Origin of the sequence: Bacteroides sp. AM16-13 (assembly GCF_003602705.1) — a bacterium.
GTDB classification, from domain to species: Bacteria; Bacteroidota; Bacteroidia; order Bacteroidales; family Bacteroidaceae; genus Bacteroides; species Bacteroides xylanisolvens.
In genome coordinates this window covers 40,415-62,086 of sequence record NZ_QTLK01000034.1, presented here as the reverse complement: position 1 = coordinate 62,086, position 21,672 = coordinate 40,415, and the positions used below count along the sequence as shown (strand labels likewise).

General features: G+C 42.4%; 15 protein-coding genes. 9 read left to right on the top strand and 6 right to left on the bottom strand.

From position 1 onward, the window contains the following. Nucleotides 1-85: 85 nt before the first annotated feature. The gene (locus tag DW173_RS21380; protein WP_004312987.1) at nt 86-1,681 is read right to left on the bottom strand and encodes a DUF6377 domain-containing protein; all 1,596 of its coding nucleotides are present in this window, start codon (nt 1,679-1,681) and stop codon (nt 86-88) included. Nucleotides 1,682-1,924: 243 nt separating this feature from the next. Between DW173_RS21380 and DW173_RS21375 the strand changes: the two genes are divergently transcribed. From DW173_RS21375 to DW173_RS21345, 7 genes are all read left to right on the top strand, one after another. Beyond that, nucleotides 1,925-3,778 (top strand): glycoside hydrolase family 13 protein, encoded by a 1,854-nt coding sequence (locus tag DW173_RS21375; RefSeq protein WP_120145186.1) that lies wholly within the window; start codon nt 1,925-1,927, stop codon nt 3,776-3,778. A gap of 198 nt (nt 3,779-3,976) precedes the next feature. Continuing rightward, nucleotides 3,977-6,187, top strand: a complete 2,211-nt coding sequence (locus DW173_RS21370; RefSeq protein ID WP_120145185.1) for a glycoside hydrolase family 97 protein — start codon at nt 3,977-3,979, stop codon at nt 6,185-6,187. An 88-nt stretch (nt 6,188-6,275) separates the two neighbouring features. Continuing rightward, on the top strand, nt 6,276-9,299 hold the full coding sequence (locus tag DW173_RS21365) for a SusC/RagA family TonB-linked outer membrane protein (protein ID WP_120145184.1): 3,024 nt from the start codon (nt 6,276-6,278) through the stop codon (nt 9,297-9,299). A 20-nt stretch (nt 9,300-9,319) separates the two neighbouring features. Beyond that, the gene (locus tag DW173_RS21360) at nt 9,320-10,918 is read left to right on the top strand and encodes a RagB/SusD family nutrient uptake outer membrane protein (RefSeq protein WP_008016762.1); all 1,599 of its coding nucleotides are present in this window, start codon (nt 9,320-9,322) and stop codon (nt 10,916-10,918) included. Nucleotides 10,919-10,956: 38 nt separating this feature from the next. After that, nucleotides 10,957-12,105 carry a SusE domain-containing protein gene (locus DW173_RS21355; protein WP_120145183.1) on the top strand — a complete coding sequence of 383 codons (1,149 nt, stop codon included), beginning with the start codon at nt 10,957-10,959 and terminating at the stop codon, nt 12,103-12,105. A gap of 23 nt (nt 12,106-12,128) precedes the next feature. Continuing rightward, a complete protein-coding gene (locus DW173_RS21350) occupies nt 12,129-13,493 on the top strand; it encodes a DUF5115 domain-containing protein (protein WP_225450259.1) in 1,365 nt (454 codons plus the stop codon). Nucleotides 13,494-13,510: 17 nt separating this feature from the next. Continuing rightward, nucleotides 13,511-15,892, top strand: coding sequence for an alpha-amylase family glycosyl hydrolase (locus DW173_RS21345; RefSeq protein WP_120145182.1), 2,382 nt, complete (start codon nt 13,511-13,513; stop codon nt 15,890-15,892). A gap of 284 nt (nt 15,893-16,176) precedes the next feature. Here the strand turns inward: DW173_RS21345 and DW173_RS21340 are convergent, their stop codons facing one another. The 5 genes from DW173_RS21340 to DW173_RS21320 all read right to left on the bottom strand — a co-directional run bounded on the left by DW173_RS21340 (nt 16,177) and on the right by DW173_RS21320 (nt 19,954). Beyond that, nucleotides 16,177-16,941, bottom strand: coding sequence for a UDP-2,3-diacylglucosamine diphosphatase (locus tag DW173_RS21340; protein ID WP_004314435.1), 765 nt, complete (start codon nt 16,939-16,941; stop codon nt 16,177-16,179). Nucleotides 16,942-16,993: 52 nt separating this feature from the next. Beyond that, nucleotides 16,994-17,305 (bottom strand): iron-sulfur cluster assembly protein, encoded by a 312-nt coding sequence (locus DW173_RS21335; RefSeq protein WP_004314431.1) that lies wholly within the window; start codon nt 17,303-17,305, stop codon nt 16,994-16,996. 180 nt (nt 17,306-17,485) lie between these two features. Continuing rightward, nucleotides 17,486-18,181, bottom strand: a complete 696-nt coding sequence (gene radC, locus DW173_RS21330) for a RadC family protein (protein WP_004314429.1) — start codon at nt 18,179-18,181, stop codon at nt 17,486-17,488. Nucleotides 18,182-18,431: 250 nt separating this feature from the next. Next, nucleotides 18,432-19,421, bottom strand: a complete 990-nt coding sequence (locus DW173_RS21325) for a glycosyltransferase (RefSeq protein WP_120145181.1) — start codon at nt 19,419-19,421, stop codon at nt 18,432-18,434. A gap of 119 nt (nt 19,422-19,540) precedes the next feature. Beyond that, nucleotides 19,541-19,954, bottom strand: a complete 414-nt coding sequence (locus tag DW173_RS21320; RefSeq protein WP_120145180.1) for a sigma-70 family RNA polymerase sigma factor — start codon at nt 19,952-19,954, stop codon at nt 19,541-19,543. Here DW173_RS21320 and DW173_RS24020 point away from each other — a divergent pair. Further along, entirely contained in the window at nt 19,923-20,099 is a 177-nt protein-coding gene (locus DW173_RS24020; RefSeq protein WP_008645144.1) for a hypothetical protein, read from the top strand. The genes DW173_RS21320 and DW173_RS24020 overlap by 32 nt on opposite strands. A 461-nt stretch (nt 20,100-20,560) precedes the next feature. Continuing rightward, on the top strand, nt 20,561-21,664 hold the full coding sequence (locus DW173_RS21315) for a hypothetical protein (protein ID WP_008645140.1): 1,104 nt from the start codon (nt 20,561-20,563) through the stop codon (nt 21,662-21,664). The last annotated feature ends 8 nt before the right edge of the window (nt 21,665-21,672 follow it).

The window sequence follows — 21,672 nt, the reverse complement described above, 5'->3', positions numbered from 1 at the left end:
TAAGTTACATGCGAATATAAGAGCAGGAGATTTTTCTTTTTAGAGGAAAGGTAGAAAAAAAAGAAGAAATTATCCGGATGCCATATTACAAATTCATCACATCTTGCTCAAACCTGTCCTTATCACCGGCAGCCTTGTTACGCATCCGGCTACGATAATTATAGATAGTCGCCAAAGAGTAGCCCAGAAAATGGGCTATCTTGTTACTATCTATCACTCCCAGGCGAATAAGGGCAAAAATGCGGAGTTCCGTTGTCAGCAGTTCATCGGATTTCGGGTATATGCGCCCTTCTTCTACCAGCAGTTCATTAAAGGCGGTAATAAAGTTCGGGAACAGTTTCAGGAAAGACTTATCAAACTCATTATAGAATTCATTCCGCTCGTCACGGATAAACTGCTCGGACTTGATGGCTTTGAACAAGTCTTCAATACGTGACGCCATAGCCAGCTTCGCCAGTGAACGACGGTAAGTTTCCAGCTTATCCAGATAGTTGACGCATCTGTCCAGATAGCGGGCGATATACACCTCTTTAATTTTCCCCGTCTGTTCCAGTTCTTTGTTTACTGCCTGCATTTGTTTGTTCGCCAAGCTTAAGTCACGCCGCATGGCAGACAGTTTCTTCATCCAACGATACAAATAGAAAACAGCAATAAGGAGAAAGAAAGACAACAGACTGACGCTGACAAGCATTGCCTGTGAAACCACACGTTCTTTTTCTTCCTTCAGTTTATAAGCCTTGTCGATAATAGGAAAGAACTCCGTCACCTCAATAAAACGCAGGCGGGCATTGCAAGCTACGGCGTCTTCCATCGAACAGCTCAGATATTTGTAAGCGCGGTCTACATCGCCCAGTTCATACATCAAGTGTGCCAGTTTCTGCAATGAAGCATATTCCCTGACCGAAGATTCCAAATCGGCAATAGCTGTCAATATCAGATAATATACTTCTTTTTCCATATCGCCTTTCATGCCATATGCTTCGGACAGCGTATAGTAGATATAGACTTTCTGACGTTCGTCAACCGCATCCTTCAACGCGTCGCTGAGCATCACCAAAGCTGTATCAGCCTTACCTGTAACGATACATTTCTCAGCCAGTACAATCGTACGGTTTATTTCGGGCGGCATTATACCAATGATAGAGTCCCTGTATAAATCTGTCTTTGTCAGGTATTTCTTCTTTTCCTCTTTATTAGTGGTATAGTCTGCAAGCCAACCATAACAGGCACGATAAGTCTGATAATAGGATAGTAATGTTTGTTTGTCCAGCTTCTCCGAATTTATGCTCTCCAGTTCTTTCATGGCTTCAATATACATTCCCATCACTCCCAATACTGTTGCACGGTCAATTATTATCTCATCTGCCAATTCCGGACGGGTCAGTTGGGGGAGAAGCTGTTGTCTCCTGTTTATATAATAAAGTGCAGAATCTGCCTGATAATGAAGATAAGCATCGAACAAAGAACCATACAAGCGATATTTATCAGCAGGAGCAACCGAATGAGCGAGCTGCATTTTCAGCGCATCAATAGCTTTCTCTTTCTGAACCTGAAAAGTCTCTTTCTTATTTATAATATCATCCAGTCTTTTAAGGACTGCCGCATTATCATCCGTCTGTGTCGCAAACAGTAAAGTCGGACAAACTAAAAGAAAAGCTAAGATATAGGCTATATTTCTCATAGGTTACTTTTTAAAGATGTCACAAATATAATGAATATAGTAATGATTATGAAACAGACGGTCAAAATAATTTTAATTCCTACTTGTATTTTCTCATAGTCTTTTCACAAGCAATGCATTCATTTTCAACAAAATGAGCATCACAAGTATTTATATTTATATTCTAGTCCCCAAATGCTTTCCCCTATCCCCCTACATTTGCAACATCGGTTCGCCGAGCAAACATTTAAAATCTATGTTACCATGAAAAAGAATTTTCTATTTGTAATCTTACTTGTACTACTATTTGGTTGCAGCCCGGTATATGCCGCAACTGTCATAAAAAAAGTAGTCCCTGCTTTTTGGTGGGCAGGTATGAAAAATCCGGAGTTGCAGGTTTTGCTATATGGAGAACATATAGCATTTGCAGAAGTCAGTATCTCTTCCGAAGACATCACCTTGCAAGAGGTTGTCAAGCTAGAAAATCCAAATTATCTGATTGTCTATCTGAATATCTCGGAAGCAGCCCCGCAGACATTCAACATGATTCTGAAACAAGGTAAAAAACAGACTGTAATTCCTTATGAACTCAAAGAAAGAAAGCCGGGTTCTTCTCAGATAGAAGGTTTCAACTCTAGCGATGTGCTTTATCTCATTATGCCGGATCGTTTTGCTAACGGTGATTCTTCTAATGATATAATTTCCGGAATGTTGGAAGCCAGAGTAGACCGCAACGACTCCTTCGCCCGCCATGGAGGTGATTTCAAAGGGATAGAAAAGCATCTGGATTATATCGCAGACTTAGGTGTGACGAGCATATGGCTGAATCCGATTCAGGAGAATGACATGAAGGAAGGCTCTTACCACGGTTATGCCATCACTGATTATTATCAGGCAGACCGCCGCTTTGGGAATAATGAAGAATTCCGGAACCTTGTAGACCAGGCACATGCCAAAGGGATGAAAGTAGTCATGGATATGATTTTCAACCACTGCGGTAGTGAAAACTATCTATATAAGGATATGCCATCCAAAGACTGGTTCAACTTCAAAGGCAACTATGTGCAGACAAGTTTTAAGACTGCCACCCAACTAGACCCGTATGCTTCTGATTACGAAAAGAAAATAGCAGTTGACGGTTGGTTCAGCCAGGTTATGCCGGATTTCAACCAACGGAACCGCCATGTAGCTACTTATCTGATTCAGAGCAGTATCTGGTGGATAGAGTATGCCGGTATTAACGGAATCCGCCAAGATACGCACCCTTATGCAGACTTTGACATGATGGCTCATTGGTGCAAGGCAGTGAACGAAGAATATCCCAAATTCAATATTGTAGGCGAAACCTGGTTAGGCAGCAATGTACTTATCTCTTATTGGCAAAAAGACAGCAAACTGACCTATCCTAAAAACACCTACCTGCCCACTGTCATGGACTTCCCATTGATGGAACATATGAACAGGGCTTTTGATGAAGAAACAACCGACTGGAACGGCGGACTGTGCCGGCTTTACGAATACCTGTCGCAAGATATCGTCTTTGCCAACCCGATGAATCTATTGACTTTCCTGGATAATCACGACACTTCCCGTTTTTATCGTTCGGAAGCGGATACTAAAAACCTGAACCGATACAAACAAGCATTAGTGTTCCTTCTGACAACACGCGGAATTCCACAAATATATTACGGAACAGAAATCCTGATGGCTGCCGATAAAGCCAACGGTGACGGATTACTTCGCTGTGACTTTCCGGGCGGCTGGCAAAATGATACTCATAATTACTTCGATGCGGCAAACCGCACTCCGCTACAAAATGAAGCTTTCTCTTATCTGAAGAAACTGCTCCAATGGAGAAAAGGAAACGAAGTTATAGCCAAAGGAAAACTGAAACACTTCGCACCGAGTAAAGGTATCTATGCGTACGAAAGGAAACAGGGTGATAAATCAGTCGTTGTTCTCCTGAATGGAACAGACCGGGAACAGACTATCAGTTTGGATACTTACCGGGAAATACTGCCTGATACTTCTGCATACAATGTATTGGAAGATAAAAAAGTAGAATTAGGAAAGGATTTAACACTTCCGAGCCGTGGGATATACCTTTTATCCTTTTAAAGAAGTTCACTACGACTTATATTTATCCGAAGTACCCAAGCAGTTATTTAGCTATAAATCAAAATAATAAAGTTTATACTAACTTGTATTTTTATTCTAATTGGAAAACTCAGTTCAGACGGTCGCTACATTTGCAATATCCGAAACAAAAGGAATAAAAACATAGGTTAGCTCACAATTTAATACCATAAAAATAAAATGAAAAAGAATCTTTTGCTTATCGCATTTTTCTGTATCTCGTTTATAGCGAATGCACAACAGAAACTCACTTCGCCGGATGGAAATCTAGTAATGACCTTCCAGGTTAACAAAGAAGGTGCTCCAACGTACGACTTGATTTATAAAGGCAAAACGGTTATCAAACCAAGTACCCTGGGACTGGAATTAAAGAAAGAAGATAATACCCGCACAGATTTCGACTGGGTAGACCGCCGGGATCTGACAAAACTTGATTCAAAGACTAATCTTTATAACGGATTCGAAGTGAAAGACGTCAAGACTTCCACATTCAACGAAACTTGGCAACCGGTATGGGGAGAAGAAAAAGAAATCCACAATCATTATAACGAACTGGCAGCCACGCTGTATCAGCCCATGAACGACCGTTCTATCCTTATCCGTTTCCGGTTGTTCAACGATGGTTTAGGATTCCGCTACGAATTCCCGCAGCAGAAATCTCTGAACTACTTCATCATCAAAGAAGAACATTCCCAGTTTGCAATGGCAGGCGACCACATCGCTTACTGGATACCGGGCGACTATGACACTCAGGAATATGATTACACTATCTCCCGCCTGTCAGAAATCAGAGGTTTGATGAAAGAAGCCATTACTCCGAACTCTTCTCAGACTCCTTTCTCACAGACAGGCGTACAGACTGCACTGATGATGAAAACGGATGACGGTTTATATATCAATCTTCACGAAGCAGCTCTTATCGATTACTCTTGCATGCACCTGAATCTGGACGACAATAATATGGTATTCGAATCCTGGCTGACTCCGGATGCTAAAGGAGACAAAGGTTATCTGCAAACTCCCTGCAATACTCCGTGGCGTACCGTTATCGTCAGCGATGATGCCCGCAATATTCTTGCATCCCGCATCACTCTAAACCTGAATGAGCCATGCAAAATCGCAGATGCCGCTTCATGGGTGAAGCCTGTGAAATATATCGGCGTATGGTGGGATATGATTACCGGAAAAGGTTCATGGGCTTATACCGACGAACTGACCAGCGTAAAACTGGGAGAAACGGATTACTCCAAAACTAAGCCGAACGGCAAACATTCTGCCAACACTGCCAACGTGAAACGCTATATTGACTTCGCCGCAGCAAACGGGTTCGACGCTGTATTGGTAGAAGGCTGGAATGAAGGTTGGGAAGACTGGTTCGGCAATAGCAAGGACTATGTATTCGACTTCGTCACTCCGTATCCGGATTTCGATGTAAAAGAAGTACATCGTTACGCAGCGAGCAAAGGTATCAAGATGATGATGCACCACGAAACTTCCGCATCTGTCCGCAACTACGAACGCCATATGGACAAGGCTTACCAGTTTATGGTAGACAACGGTTACAATTCTGTAAAGAGCGGTTATGTAGGCAATATCATTCCGCGCGGCGAACACCACTACGGACAATGGATGAACAACCACTACCTGTATGCAGTGACGAAAGCAGCCGACTACAAAATCATGGTAAATGCTCACGAAGCAACCCGCCCGACAGGTATCTGCCGCACGTATCCTAACTTAATCGGCAACGAATCCGCACGCGGAACCGAATACGAATCATTCGGCGGAAACAAAGTATATCACACAACTATACTTCCTTTCACCCGTTTGGTCGGCGGCCCGATGGATTACACTCCGGGTATCTTCGAAACTCATTGTAACAAGATGAATCCTGCAAACAATTCACAGGTACGTTCTACCATCGCCCGCCAGTTAGCCTTGTACGTGACCATGTACAGCCCGCTGCAAATGGCTGCCGATATTCCTGAAAACTACGAACGTTTCATGGATGCTTTCCAATTTATCAAAGACGTGGCAATCGACTGGGACGAGACAAACTATCTGGAAGCAGAACCGGGAGAATATATCACTATCGCCCGTAAGGCAAAAGGTACAGGCGACTGGTATGTAGGTTGTACAGCCGGTGAGAACGGTCATACTTCCAAACTGGTATTCGACTTCCTCACACCGGGAAAACAATACATTGCCACTGTTTATGCGGATGCTAAAGATGCCGACTGGAAAGAAAATCCGCAAGCTTATACCATCAAAAAAGGTATCCTGACAAACAAAAGCAAACTGAACTTGCGCGCTGCCAACGGTGGCGGTTATGCCATCAGTATCAAGGAAGTAAAGGATAAAGCGGAAGTAAAAGGACTAAAGAAATTTTAGGGAATAAGATTGAAGAGAATATAGTTTTCAGTAGGTATTTTTTAGAGAGATATATTTGATTTTGATAAAATAACTTTAAATTAGAGACATGAAAAAGAGCTTAAGACTAAAAGCCCTGCTCACATTATTGGTGGGACTCTTCCTTTCCATTGGAGCATTTGCTCAGCAAATAGCTGTCAAGGGGCATGTGAAAGACACAACGGGTGAGCCTGTCATCGGTGCTAACGTACTGGTGAAAGGTACAACCAATGGAACAATAACTGATTTCGATGGTAACTTTATGTTGAATGTACCGAAAGATGCCATTCTTTCCGTTTCATTCGTCGGCTATAAATCAGCAGAAGTGAAAGCGGCTTCTACTGTAATGGTTACATTGGAAGATGATTCTCAAGTACTGGACGCAGTAGTCGTTATCGGCTACGGCTCGGTGAAAAAGAACGATATGACCGGTTCGGTTACGGCCATCAAACCGGACAAACTAAACAAAGGTTTGATTACCAACGCACAGGATATGATGACTGGTAAGATTGCCGGTGTAAGCGTTATCAGCAAAGGCGGAGCTCCGGGCGAGGGCGCAACGATTCGTATTCGTGGCGGTTCTTCACTGACTGCAGAAAACGACCCGCTGATTGTAATCGACGGTCTGGCAATGGATAATAAGGGAGTGAAAGGTTTGGCCAATCCTCTGTCTATGGTCAATCCGAATGATATTGAAAGCTTTACCGTATTAAAAGATGCTTCGGCTACCGCCATCTACGGTTCGCGTGCTTCTAATGGCGTTATCATCATTACAACGAAGAAAGGTCAGGCAGGCGCACGTCCTACCATTTCTTATGACGGCAATGTATCTGTCAGCACTGTAAAATCTACCGTCGACGTAATGGACGGAGACCAGTTCCGTTCTTTCATCAAAGACATTTGGGGAGAAGACAGCGAAGCTTATAGCAAATTAGGAAATGCCAACACCGACTGGCAGAAAGAAATATTCCGCCCAGCCGTAAGTACAGACCATAACCTCACCATTTCCGGTGGATTGAAGAATATGCCTTACCGTGTATCGTTCGGTTATACCAACCAGAACGGTATTGTGAAAACATCCAAGTTCGAACGTTATACGGCTTCTGTCAGCTTGGCTCCTTCTTTCTTTGAAGACCATCTGAAAGTAAATGCCAACCTGAAAGGTATGATTGCCAAGAACCGCTACGCTGACGGTAGTGCGGTAGGTTCTGCGGTCAGCTTTGACCCTACACAGTCCGTCCGCTCCGACGATCCTTACCATCAATATTATTTCGACGGATATTTCCAATGGAATACGGACGCTTCTTCTTTGAATGACGACACATGGAAACGTACTTTCAACAGCAATGCTCCGGGTAATCCGGTTGCCTTGTTGGAAGAAAAGGACGACCGTGCCATCTCCAAATCTTTAATCGGTAATCTGGAACTGGATTATAAGTTTCATTTCTTGCCGGACTTGCACGCACACGTGAACGGTGGCATGGACCTCTCTACGGGTAAGCAATATACGGATGTCTCTCCCTATTCTTCGACCAACAACTATTATGGCAGCTATGGCTGGGAACAGAAAGACAAGTACAACCTCTCTTTGAATGCTTACCTGCAATACAGCAAAGATTTTACTGACAAACATCGTTTCGATGTAATGGCAGGCTATGAATGGCAGCACTTCCATGATACGTCCGACCAGGAATATTGGGGACTCTATCCGCTGTCGAACAACGTGGTAGAGAACAGAGGTCAGCGTTACAACAATACCTCAAGTGGTTCGGCTACGGAAAGTTATCTGGTATCTTTCTTCGGTCGTGTCAATTACACACTGCTGGACCGTTACCTGTTTACGGCAACCGTACGCCAGGATGGTTCTTCCCGTTTCCACAAAAACAACCGTTGGGGATTGTTCCCGTCTTTTGCCTTGGGATGGAAGTTGAAAGAAGAAGCTTTCCTGAAAGATGTTGATGTACTTTCGGATTTAAAACTTCGTCTTGGCTATGGTATTACCGGTCAGCAGAATATCAATTCGGGCGACTATCCGTACCTGGCTGTTTATGAGACAAACAAAGACGGGGCTTACTATCCTATCCTGGGAGAGGGAATCACTTACCGCCCGAATGCATACAACCCGGACTTGAAATGGGAAAAGACGACCACTTATAATGTAGGTCTGGACTTCGGATTCCTGAACAACCGCATCAACGGTGCTGTGGATTATTACTATCGTAAGACCACCGATTTGCTGAACAGCGTATTCGTTTCTGCCGGAACGAACTTCAAAAACAAGGTATTGTCCAACGTCGGTTCATTAGAAAATTCAGGTATCGAATTCTCCATTAATTCAAAACCGGTTGTAACTACCGACTGGACATGGGATCTTGGCTTCAATATCACTTACAACAAAAACGAAATCACCAAATTAACTACCGGAGATAGCGAAAATTATTATGTTGCTGCCGGAGACAATATCGGTGGCGGACGTGATATGAAAGCAATGGCGCACGCCGTAGGACATCCGGCTTCTTCCTTCTATGTTTACCAGCAAGTGTATGACGAGAATGGAAAGCCTATAGAGAACGAATTTGTAGACCGCAACGGAGACGGAACGATTAACGGTGACGACCGCTACTTCTACAAAAAGCCGACAGCCGACGTACTTATGGGACTTACTTCCCGTCTTTCATACAAGTCATGGGATTTCAGTTTCTCACTGCGCGCCAGCCTGAACAACTATGTGTATAACTCTGTCGAAGCAGGCGGTTCCGACTGCAACCCGACCTCAGTCTATTCATTCGGCGCACTCAACAACCGCCCGTTGATGGGAGTGGCAAACAATATCCAAAGCAAGAACGACAACACCTTACTGTCCGATTACTTCGTACAGAATGCCTCCTTCATGAAATGTGACAATATCACTTTGGGATATTCGTTCAAAAAGCTGTTTGCCGCTCCGATTGGCGGACGCGTATATGCAGCCGTACAGAACGTATTCACTATCACCAAATACAAAGGACTTGACCCTGAAGTAGAAAAGGGATTGGATAACAATATTTATCCGCGTCCTCTGACTACATTAATCGGTTTAAGCCTTAATTTCTAAACCTACTAAAAATACCAATTATGAAATTCAGATATATAAAATCAATCCTATCGGCTGCCTCACTATTACTGGCAGTCAGCGTGACTTCATGTATCGGTGACCTGGATGCGACTCCTATCGACCCGAATATAGTGATGACATTCGACCAGGCAAGCGTTTTTAACAAGATATATGGAACCCTCGGACTGACAGGTCAGAAAGGCCCCGACGGAAGCGGTGACTTGGACGACATCGACGAAGGTACTTCCTCTTTCTACCGTATGACTTGGTGTGCCAACCAATTGATGACAGATGAAGCGATTGTCAATTCATGGAACGATGCCGGTGTCGCTACTATTGCCGATTGCAGTTGGAGTTCTTCCAATGAAATCGTGACAGGACTCTATTACCGTCTGACATTTGACATCACATTGTGCAACTACTTCCTGGAACAAACGGAAGGACTGACAGATGATGAAACGACACGCCAACGTGCAGAAGTACGTTTTATCCGTGCTTTGAATAACTATTACCTGATGGATATGTTCGGCAATCCGCCTTATTGCGATAAAGTATCGACAGAGAAGCCTCAGCAAATACAACGTGCGGATCTTTTCGCGAAGATTGAAGAAGAGTTGAAAGAAATCGGTGACGACGCTACCGCCACACTGGCACAGCCGCTTCAAACGACTTACGGCCGTGTAGACCGTGTTGCCGCCTGGTTATTGCTGGCACGTATGTATCTCAACGCAGAAGTCTATACCGGCACGCCTCAATGGGGAAAAGCCAAGGAATATGCCCAAAAAGTGATTGGTTCCGGCTATAAACTGGCTCCCGTCTACAAACACCTGTTCATGGCAGATAATGATGGCAGCAATGTCAACAAGGCAAGACAGGAAGTGATACTTCCCATTTTGCAGGATGGTGTGAGAACCAAGAGTTGGGGTGGTTCGCTGTTCTTGATTGCAGGTACGCACAAAAGTGACACAGGCATGAATCCCTGGGGAAGTAAGCAAGGATGGGGCGGCCCGCATTGTCGTCAGGCAATGGTAGCCAAATTCTTCCCAAACGTAAATGATGCTCCTTCCGTATTGGAAGACCAGATGGTAGTGGCAGCAAAAGATGACCGTGCCTTGATGTGCGGAGTGCAGAGAAGTACGTCGACAGGAGACAATATGAGCTTTACGGACGGATTCGCATGTGCCAAATTCTCGAACATCCGTGCAGACAACGGACTGACAAGCGATACGGATAATCCTGATATGGATATACCTCTTCTTCGTATGGCAGAAGCTTATCTGATTGTAGCAGAAGCCAGCATCCGTGCCAACAATGGTGTTTCTACTCAGGAGACCATAGACGCTATGCATGAAATCCGTAAGCGTGCGAACGCCGCCGAATCTGATTCATATACATTGACGGACATCCGTGACGAATGGGCACGTGAGTTCTGGTTTGAAGGTCGCCGCCGCATTGACTTGATTCGTTTCGGCGATTTCGGCGGACACACCGACTATAACTGGGATTGGAAAGGTGGAGAAAAACAAGGTACTGAAATAAAAGAGTTCCGCAACATTTATCCTATTCCTGCCAATGATATCAATGCGAATACAAATCTGGATCAGAATCCCGAGTATTAAATCAGACCGAAGTTATACTTTTAAATAAACAGAGTAATATGAAAAAAATAAATATATTGACGTCCATACTAGTAGCGACAGCCCTGCTGACCGCCTGCGAGGATGACAGGGACTCAAATCCTACCATACAGGAACCTACTACTTTTGTATTGAACACCCCTGCCAATGCAACGTACAACGTCTATGACCTAAATCAATCCAAGAATATCGAGTTGACTTGTATGCAACCGGACTATGGCTACCCTGCCGTAGTGACTTACACCATGCAAGCGGATTTAACAGACAAATGGACTGATGAAACGGAAACGGCAGACGCCTCTTATCTGACACTACCTTCCATATCTACATCAGCCAAAGTGGATGCCAACACACAGGAATTGAATAAGGCAATCGTAAAACTTGCCGGCTGGACATCGGAGAATGATTATGACGGCGAACCGATGAGTGTATTTGTACGTTTGTACGCACATATCGGAGATAAAGGGTATCCTATACATTCCAATTCGATTGAATTGAAAGTTATACCTTATTATATGGATATATCTGATGCCGTTCCTGCCACTTATTATTTACTGGGCGATTTCATCGGTGAAGTTCCCTGGGGAAATCCGACAATGGCAGCAGGTACCGCTTATTTCTCGATGTCACTGGTAAAAGGATATGCGTATGATGCCAATACTGGTAAAGGAGAATTTACCTACACAGGATATATCCCAGCAGATAAAGGATTTAAGGTAGTGGCTACTCCCGGTGCATGGGACGACCAATGGGGAAATGCTGACAGCGAAGGATTCACCAATTTGGTAAATGACAAGAACTCTCAAAATATTAAAGTGAATGCGGCCGGCTGGTACACACTTCATCTCAATACGCTTGAAAATAAACTGACAATGAAAGCTACTACTTTTGAAACTCAACCGACAGAATATGATGCCGTCACATTGATTTATGGTTCGGAATCTGTAAACATGACCAAAGTTACCATGGAGCATTCACATGTATGGTATGCCGACATAACAATCGCGGCAAGCTGCAAAGCCAAATTTACTTCCGGCGACAAGACTTGGGGTGGAGAGGTATTCCCGTTTGGCTCATTTGTTGATGGAGCTACCATCAGTTGCAAACCGGGTGATTATACTGTACTGTTCAACGAACTGGACGAGTGCTATTACTTCAAAGCAAAATAGATTAATCTTAAATGCAGATAGATATGAAAAAATTATCAATATATATAACCGTGTTACTGGCTGCCGCACTAACAGCCTGCAACGAAGATTTTAATGAAGGGGTAGCTTCCCCACAGTCTTACGGACAGGAAGAAGCTGCCGGCAAAATAACTTTTACAGCTACAGGTGTAGCCCCGATTAATATTGGAAATGTCGAGGAAGAATCCGTAGCGGTTGCCGTATTTACAGCTCCTGCCGTTGAAGAAGAAGCCACTTTATCCTATAAAATGAAGTTAGATAATAAAGTGACTTTAATTGTAGACGACAAAGGATACGTAGCAACGGAAGATTTGCAGAATGCAGTGGCGCAAATATATGGTATCCGTCCGGTAGAACGTACCATGAATGCAGTATTAACGTCATACGTGGCTGTCGGAAAGACAGTATATGCGGCACCGGCTGAAAGCTATGAGTTGAAAGTTACTCCGGAAGCACCGGTTATTGAAAGCGCTTATTATATTAATGGCTCTCTGACTTGGGAACAGAATGTAGCATTTGTTAATACAAGTGGTGATCCTTATACCAATTCAGTCTTTACAACAACAGTTCCTGCTCTGGTTACAGATAACACCGGTGCAAAAGATGCCTATTTCCTGATTAAATCCAACTCAGGCAAATCACTTGGCGCGGTTGATGCAGACAACGATGCTCCAGAAGGCAATCTCATTTTATCAGAAACAGCAAATCCTATCAAAATATCCGGTGGCGATTATAAATCAGTTAGAATCTCCATCAACATGATGGAAGGCACTTACAAGATTGAGAAAACAATGGATGCACCTCATTTATGGATACCAGGAAATCATCAGGAATGGAAGCCTTCACAAGCACCGACTTTATATAAGCCAGAAGGAAACAATGCTTATTGGGGAATGTCGGAATTGAACGGTGGCTTTAAGTTTACCGCACAGCCCTATTGGCCGGATGGTTCGAATGGCGGACTTGATTATGGATATGACTATTTTACCTCGAAAGAAGGTATGACAAATGATGGTGGAAACTTATCTTTACCACAGGGTATTTATTACATTGTAGTCAATTTGGACGACAAGTATGCCTCTGCAACAGAAATAACATCTATGGATATTATAGGTACAGCCACAGGAGGATGGGAAAACGGCAAAGAATTAACTTATGATGCAACAGAAAAATGCTGGACTGCAAAGACTGAAATGACTGTGGGTGAATTTAAACTCCGCGTCAATTCCAGTTGGGATTCCGGTGTTAGTTTCGGGGGAACATTAGATACACCCAGTCCTTTTACTGGAGATAATATTTCAATGGACGCAACCGGTAACTATACCATCAAATTCTATCTGAACGGTAGACTAGTCCTCATTAAAGAATAATAAATGGAAAATACATTATGAAAAAAGATATAAAACATATATTCTGGATGCTGCTCTGTCTATTCACGATAGTAGCATGTTCCGACGAAAACCATGAGATGTTAATCACCGGTCCGGAAATCCCCGAACTGGATCACGAGCCGTCTATCGAAGAATTGGTAGAAGGAATCAATAATTACCCTACTAAATTCAAGGGCGACAAGCAAGGTAAAATCTGGTATAAAGCAGCAGCCGGTGACGACTTGTACGGCTATGAAGGTGATGTATATGTTCACATCGGTATCAATGACTGGATGTATGTTCCTACGGAATGGGGTGTAAATGAAGATAAATACAAGGCAGAGAAAGTGGCGGATAATATTTGGTGCTTTACACTTGCCCCGACAGTACGCGAATGGTTTGGCGCGGAAAATGCAGCAAACATTCAAAATGTCTGCATCCTCTTCCGCAATGATGAAGCGTTGACTGACGAAAAGAAAACCAGCGACTTTTTTATCACAGTAACAGGAGACAAGACTTTCACACCGGCTCCGGTAGAGATAGCTGCCTGCCCGGTAGAAGAAGCGGGTATCCATCCATCGGCTGACGGAACGTCTGTGACTTTCGCACTATACGATTTGGATACGGATAACAATTACAAGGATTATGCTTGTCTCATTGGCGACTTCAATGATTGGGAACTTAGTACTGAATATCAGATGAAGCGTGATAACGACAAACACTTCTGGTGGTACACCGTTACAGGCATCGACCCCGCCAAAGAGTATGGTTTCCAATATTACATGGGTAGTGAAAAAGACGGCAATGTTCGTATTGGCGACCCCTATTGTGAAAAAGTGCTGGATGGCTCGAACGATAAATATCTTGTAGAACAAGGAGTTTATCCGGCTAGTGCCATACAGTATCCGAATGGAAAGACAACAGGCATTGTCTCCGTATTCCAAACAAAACCGGCATCCTACAATTGGCAAGTATCCGACTTCAAGATTGATAATCCTGACAATATGGTAATCTATGAGTTACTATTCCGTGACTTCACACAAGTAGGTTCCGAACTTGCTACGGGTACAATCAAAGAGGCTACTAAACATTTGGACTACATCAAGAGTCTGGGAGTGAATGCGATTGAACTGATGCCTATACAAGAATTCGACGGGAATAATAGCTGGGGATACAATCCATGTTATTATTTTGCAATGGACAAAGCATATGGAACGAAAGAGGAATATAAGCAATTCATTGATGAATGTCATAAACAAGGCATTGCAGTATTACTGGATGTAGTCTACAACCATGCTACTGGCAGTCATCCATTTGCTAAACTTTATTGGAATTCGAAAGAAAGCAAGACAGCCAAGAATAATCCGTGGTTCAATGTCGATGCTCCGCATCCATTCAGCGTATTCCATGACTTCAATCACGAATCGCCGCTTGTACGTGAATTTGTAAAACGTAACTTGAAGTTCTTGTTGGAAGAGTATAAGTTTGACGGTTTCCGTTTTGACTTAACCAAAGGATTTACTCAAAACAAGAGCAATGAATCAACGGCAAGCAACAAAGATGACTCCCGTATTGTTATCTTGAAAGATTACTATAAAACAGTGAATACGACCAATCCTAATGCAGTGATGATTCTCGAACACTTCTGCAATTTGGATGAAGAGTCAGAATTGGCTAAAGCAGGGATGAAACTATGGCATAATATGAATGAAAGCTATTGCCAATCCGGAATGGGAGAATCAAGCAATTCTGATTTTTCATACATGCGAAATAGCGGAATGCCTGCTGAAGGATGGGTTAATTTCATGGAAAGCCATGATGAAGAAAGAGTTGCATACAAGCAAACTGCTTTTGGCAATCTTCAAAATGCAGGTCTTGATATCCGCATGAAACAACTGGGAACAAATGCAGCCTTCTTCCTGACCGTTCCAGGACCGAAAATGATTTGGCAGTTTGGCGAACTAGGATATGATTATTCCATAATGTATAAGTACGATGGAACAATGGGAACTGAAAAGAATACTGATGCCAAGCCTGTGAAATGGGATTATCTTACTGACCAATATCGGAAAGGATTATACGACACTTATAGCACTTTGCTGAAATTACGCAATGATAATCCGGACTTATTCAGCGACAACGCATTCAAAGACTGGAAAGTAGGTGTTTCCGATTGGGACAAAGGTCGTTATCTAAGATTGGAATCCACTACAAAGAAACTGGTTGTAGTAGGCAATTTCAAGAATGAACAGATTAATACAGGTGTGTACTTTGGTAACACGGGAGATTGGTATGAATTGAATGGTGAAACATTGAATGTGACTAACAGTTCTGAACAGCCTGTTGTTATACCTGCTAATAGCTTCAAGTTATACACCAACTTTCCAGTAAACAATTGATTGAACGGTTGTAATCAGAGTTATCATAGAAAACAACCCATAATAATGTAATAAATCCCTGTTCCACAATGTTGGAGCAGGGATTTATTGCTTTAATTATTTCTTATCGGTAGAGATTTTTCTCTTCAAGCATGAGCTCTTTTTCAATCCTTTTAAGCGAGCTAGTTGTTTCATGCCTTGAAACTGTTTGTTTCTCACCGAGAAACGAAGTGTTTCACACCGAGAAACCATTCCGTTTCACACCGGGAAACTTTTTGTTTCAAACCGGGATGAAACTATCCGCCTCAAACCTGCGTCTCTCCTTCTATATATTCTTCAAGAAAAAGGTTCTCGCCGTCGAATACGGCATAAGAAAAGAAATTAATCCAGTCTCCAAGTATCAGCACACGTGAAGTGACACTTAGCATCAAATCAAGTTCAATGTGGCGATGTCCGTAAATAAAGAAGTTTATATTGGGATGACTTTTCAAATACTCTTTTGTATATAGTACCAGATGCTCCTGATTTTCCCCCATATAATCCGGTTCCTTTCCGTCAGTCCGTTTCTGCCTGCTGCGTTTCGCCCATGATAAACCAAGTTCCACGCTCCATCGGGGATGAATAGCGGAAAACAATGTTTGTAATGTTTTGCTGTGAAACATGGAACGAAGCAGTTTGAACTTCTTGTCCGGGTCGCCCAGCCCGTCACCATGAGCAAGATAGAACTCTTTTCCGTATATTTCGGTAGTCAGCGGTTCACGGTGCATAATGACACCACATTCTTTGGTGAGATAATCCCCACACCATATATCATGGTTGCCAATAAAGAAATGCACTTCCACTCCCATATCCGTCAGTTCGGAGATTTTTCCCAAGAAACGGGTATATCCTTTGGGGACGACCAGCCGGAATTCATACCAGAAATCAAACATATCTCCCAACAGATAAACAGCAGAAGCCTTGTGCTTTATACTATCAAGGAAGTTCACCAAACGCCGTTCCTGCGTGCGTCCATGCTCAATAGCACGGGACCCAAGATGCGCATCGGAAAGGAAATAAACGTTCTTCATGAGTTTTGAGTTGTTAGTTATAAGAGATTGATTATGAGGTTATCACTCGTAACTAGAGAAAACCGAGTTCGAGTTTCGCTTCCTCACTCATCATATCTTTGTCCCATTCCGGTTCAAACACCAGATTAATGGTAGCCGCAGTCACACCCTCCACCGATTCCACTTTCTGACGAATATCTTCCATGATAAAATCAGCAGCCGGACAGTTAGGGGCTGTCAATGTCATATCAAGTACCACTTCTCCAGTATCGGAGACATCTATCTTATAAATCAGTCCAAGATCGTATACATTCACCGGAATTTCCGGATCGTACACCGTTTTTAGCATGGCTACAATCTTTTCTTCTATTTCAATCTTTTCCATACGTCTTCTCATTTTGTTATGTATCGCAAAGATAGAGATAAAAAATGAAACATAAAAAATTAGGTACGGAATGAGCATCGTGTACCTAAAGAATATTACATCTATTCTCTATCTTCACTAATATGAAAAACGTACCCAGATGGTAAATTGTTGCAAAAGGGAATAAAGATGTAGAGAAAATTAAAGCAATCCTTCATCCGCAAAGCTAAAGAACCCGTCTTCACAAACGACGACATGATCTATCAGGTGGATATTCATTGTATCTGCCGCTTTACGAATATGTTCTGTCAGTGTTTTGTCAGGCTGACTAGGACGGATATTCCCTGAAGGATGATTATGGACCACAGCTATTTGGGTGGCTCTTTGCAGCAATGCTTCCCGAAGGATGGTGCGTACATCGGTGTATGTTCCATCTATTCCACCGGTACTGATACGCACCTTATCAATCAGTTTCGTTGCCTGATTCAATAAAAGAACCCAGAATTCTTCTTGTTCGAGGTCGCACATCAAAGGTTGAAAGATATCATAAATATCTTTTGAACAGGTGATTTGAGGCCTTTCTTTTGTGTTTTGCAGTTTCCGACGCTTTCCAAGTTCCAATGCTGCCATCACTGTAATACTCTTCGCCGGTCCCATACCTTTAAAACGGGAATAATCGCAGACTTCCCATTTCGCTAGAGAATTGAGATTGTTATCACAAGACAGGAGCAGGCGTCGCATCAGTTCAACAGCGCTTTCTTCCGTATTTCCGGAGCCGATTAATATAGCGAGTAGTTCGGCATCGCTCAATGCTGCTGCTCCCTTTTCCATCATTTTCTCCCGTGGGCGGTCCTCCAGTGCCCATTGGTTGATGGATAGTTTGTGTTTACTTTCCATTTGCTATGTTTTGAAGGTGTAAAGGTAGGCTTATTTAATTTAATGATAGAGGCAATGAGAAAAAAATTGGTTGCAGACTTCTTCTTTTTTCTATGCAGAGACAAGTTGTACGACACCCGGGTCTCAGCATACCTGACACCCGGGTGTTGAGTAGCATGAGACCCGGGTGTCAGACGTATTGAGACCCGGGTGTCGTACAACATTCCTTTTAAGTAAAAATAGAAATGGTAGTAAACAAATTAAAAGTAGGTTACTTATAAAAATTCTTTTGGAAAGCCTCAAACTCATCTTTTCCTCTGACACAACGCTGCCACCATGCACGCCAAAAGCCTGTACCATAGCCGATAAGTTGTATAAATGCAGCGGCTATGGAATATATGCCAATAGTCAGACTCTTATTCTGAATAGTAGAATCCATGCATACCAGCAATGCATAAAGAATGATCGGCGTAAAACTGAAAAGACAGAATGGGGTTCCTAATAATAAGAGTGCCACTCCCAGCGTAAATACAGCAGGAAGTAAATGCACCAGTTTCAGAGAGTCCGGGTATTTCTTATAAAGATTAATACGGGCAATGCCGGAGTTATGCACTTGCTTGAAGAACTTCTTCAAATCAGTGCGGCGTTTGTGATACACCCAGGCATCCGGAAAAAGCCGGCAAGTATAGCCGTTCTTAAAGATACGGATACTAAAGTCAATATCCTCTCCAAAACGCATCTTTGAGAATCCGCCTAAAGCCTCATACACTGCCCGGCGAACTCCCATATTAAAACTACGGGGATAGAATTTGTCCATCTTCTTTTTCCCGCCACGGATTCCTCCGGTCGTAAAGAAAGAAGTCATGGAATAGTTTATCGCCTTTTGGATATCCGTGAAAGAATCGTGCGCACGGTCGGGACCACCGAAAGCATCGGCAGGAGAAGCGAGAAGTTCTTTCTCTACCGCATCGAAATATCCTTCGGGAAGAATGACATCAGAATCTAATATAATAAGGTATTCCCCTTCGCTACGTTCTGCCCCGTAATTACGGGTTTGTCCCGGACCGGAGTTAGGTTTAGAGAAATATTTTATATTCAACCGGCCTGCATACCGTTCTACTACTTCTTTACAGGGAATGGAGGAACCATCTTCTACAACAACGACTTCGAAATCTTTAAAGTGTTGCATGGTAAGACTTTGCAATAATTCATCCACTTCATCGGGACGATTATAAACGGGGATTATGACGGAGTAACGCATATCAAAAATGGAATATAACTATTTGATATGCAAAGTAAGACAAAAAAAAGGAAACAGCTTCTTAGATTGACGAAAAATAAATGGAACGAGGATTCGTCTCCGCAATTTTATAAGAAGAACTAAAGTAACCAACTCATAAGCCTCATCCGGCTACCGGAATCTATATCTTGCTTTTGTAATGCCTCCAGTACGTCGCGAATAGCCGCAGCCAAATGATTATCTACTGTTTTAACCGAAATACCCAAGATTTCCGCCACTTCTTTATTCTTTAGACCATGATACTTGATTAGCATTAACACATTTCTTCTTTTCTCCGGCAAGCTTTTAATGATTGAATGAATCAGGCTGATTTCTTCTTTCGAAACGATGGTGGTTTCCGGAGTAACTGAACAATGAAATAAGTCATCGTGTACATCTTCTAAAGTCAGATAATCCCAGCGCACTTCTTTTCGTTTCATATCGATCGCCTTATTTTTTGTCAACACATAAAGATAGGTAAATATGTTATCTACGTCGGCTTTATGCCGGTTCATCCACAAAGACGTGAAAAAGAATACGCATGCATTGTCTGACCACTATCCCAACTATATTCGTCCGAAGGTGAAAACAAGTAATAAACAAGAATATGTAGCACCGACGATGTTTCGTGCTACCACAATACTTTTTCCATCAATATAAAAAACATCCCCGAAGCTTCAAGACTTTTGCTTCGGGGAAACTCCCGTAGCTTTTGTTTTTTGTGGCAAACACCTTCGATAAATCATCTCCAAGAAAACAATCTATCACAATAAAAAGTTATTTTTCATGTGCCTTCCCTTTCTTTTTCTTTCCATTGCATCTATTTTCTTTCGTTTTCTTTCTAAAAAGTTTGTTTATATGCTTTTTATATTTATATTTGTGGCGTCAACCTATAATAAAAGATAAAAGTAGAAACTACAAACGCTATGAAAAGAAAGAAACACTTATCACTTTACCGATGTGAATTTTGCATGAAACCCATGCTAAATTATTCCGATTTTGTTCTAATAGATAACCTCTTAACAGAACTGTAAATCCTCCGTCATTATTAAGCAATATATTATATAGTCATTTGCACTTAAAACAAAGAGTATTTTATTTTTAATTAATTTATATTTTATATGATGGAAATTAATTTATTGTGCAAACATTTGCCCAAGAATGTAAAATGGAGGCGGTGGTTACCTCTGTTAACCTTATTCTTATTACTTCCTTCCTACTGGAGTTGCGATGACAGCGAAGAAGGAAGAAACGAGTTTATTAGTGTGAGTCATGTGGACAACCAGACAGGAGAGAAAGTAGAGATGAAGCCTGATGAAGCTCTCAATATTCCTCCTAAGGCAGGACAGCTTTCAATCTTTGTTAAGACTAATACGAATTATTCAGTTTTAGTACAAAGCAAAGTTCCTGCTAACGAACAGGAGGAAGAAGAAGTAATTGAAAATTGGTTGAAAGCAGAAAAAGTGGGCCGGAACGAAGCGACTGGTGAAGACGAATGGCATCTCGCATGGGAAGCACAAACCAAAGATTACAAACGCCGTATCGCAACCGTTTCAATCACCTCCCCCGAGGTCGACTACGGTAGGTTTATCAACATTCGCCAGGGATTCACAACCCGGCTAGGTGAAGATTTTGAATGGCTGAAGTATGGTTCATCTACCGCCTCTCCCAATGTGACTACGAATGAGAAATTGATTGGCGACTGGACGGAAGCACAGAAAGAGTATCAGTGGTCGTCAACTATCGCAAAGGAGGAAGACAAAGCTTATTGTTATGGTAAATTCGGCTTTATCCGCCTTGGTGACGATCAAGGACATGGTGCTGATCTTATCACACCCTACATTACTGACATTGTAAGAGACTCTGTACTGCTTGTTTCATTTGATGCAGTTGCTTATACTGAAGAGGATGGGACAAAAGATAATAATAAATTAGTTATCAACATATTGAATGGAGGCGAATTTGCTGACACCCACACTACGACAAAAACGATCGATCTGGATTATTATGACCCTCTTGATCCTGATGTACTTACTACAATGTGGAATAAAGGACGCCATAATTTTTATGTGGTAAGTCCTCCTGAACGCCCTGTTACTGCTAATACCAAATTTCAAATCATTGGTGGTGACTACACTCTCACTACAGGCAATAATCGTGTATTTGTAGATAATTTCTATGTCTATCGCTTGGACGATGTATATTATTATTTATTAGATGAATAAAAACAAAG

Coding starts and splice junctions, on each gene's coding strand:
- DW173_RS21315 (WP_008645140.1), top strand. CDS start 20,561: ATGATGGAAATTAATTTATTGTGCAAACATTTGCCCAAGAATGTAAAA.
- DW173_RS21360 (WP_008016762.1), top strand. CDS start 9,320: ATGAAATTCAGATATATAAAATCAATCCTATCGGCTGCCTCACTATTA.
- DW173_RS21370 (WP_120145185.1), top strand. CDS start 3,977: ATGAAAAAGAATCTTTTGCTTATCGCATTTTTCTGTATCTCGTTTATA.
- radC (WP_004314429.1), bottom strand. CDS start 18,181: ATGGAAAGTAAACACAAACTATCCATCAACCAATGGGCACTGGAGGAC.
- DW173_RS21320 (WP_120145180.1), bottom strand. CDS start 19,954: ATGAACCGGCATAAAGCCGACGTAGATAACATATTTACCTATCTTTAT.
- DW173_RS21355 (WP_120145183.1), top strand. CDS start 10,957: ATGAAAAAAATAAATATATTGACGTCCATACTAGTAGCGACAGCCCTG.
- DW173_RS21380 (WP_004312987.1), bottom strand. CDS start 1,681: ATGAGAAATATAGCCTATATCTTAGCTTTTCTTTTAGTTTGTCCGACT.
- DW173_RS21335 (WP_004314431.1), bottom strand. CDS start 17,305: ATGGAAAAGATTGAAATAGAAGAAAAGATTGTAGCCATGCTAAAAACG.
- DW173_RS21350 (WP_225450259.1), top strand. CDS start 12,129: ATGAAAAAATTATCAATATATATAACCGTGTTACTGGCTGCCGCACTA.
- DW173_RS21345 (WP_120145182.1), top strand. CDS start 13,511: ATGAAAAAAGATATAAAACATATATTCTGGATGCTGCTCTGTCTATTC.
- DW173_RS21365 (WP_120145184.1), top strand. CDS start 6,276: ATGAAAAAGAGCTTAAGACTAAAAGCCCTGCTCACATTATTGGTGGGA.
- DW173_RS21325 (WP_120145181.1), bottom strand. CDS start 19,421: ATGCGTTACTCCGTCATAATCCCCGTTTATAATCGTCCCGATGAAGTG.
- DW173_RS24020 (WP_008645144.1), top strand. CDS start 19,923: ATGTTATCTACGTCGGCTTTATGCCGGTTCATCCACAAAGACGTGAAA.
- DW173_RS21340 (WP_004314435.1), bottom strand. CDS start 16,941: ATGAAGAACGTTTATTTCCTTTCCGATGCGCATCTTGGGTCCCGTGCT.
- DW173_RS21375 (WP_120145186.1), top strand. CDS start 1,925: ATGAAAAAGAATTTTCTATTTGTAATCTTACTTGTACTACTATTTGGT.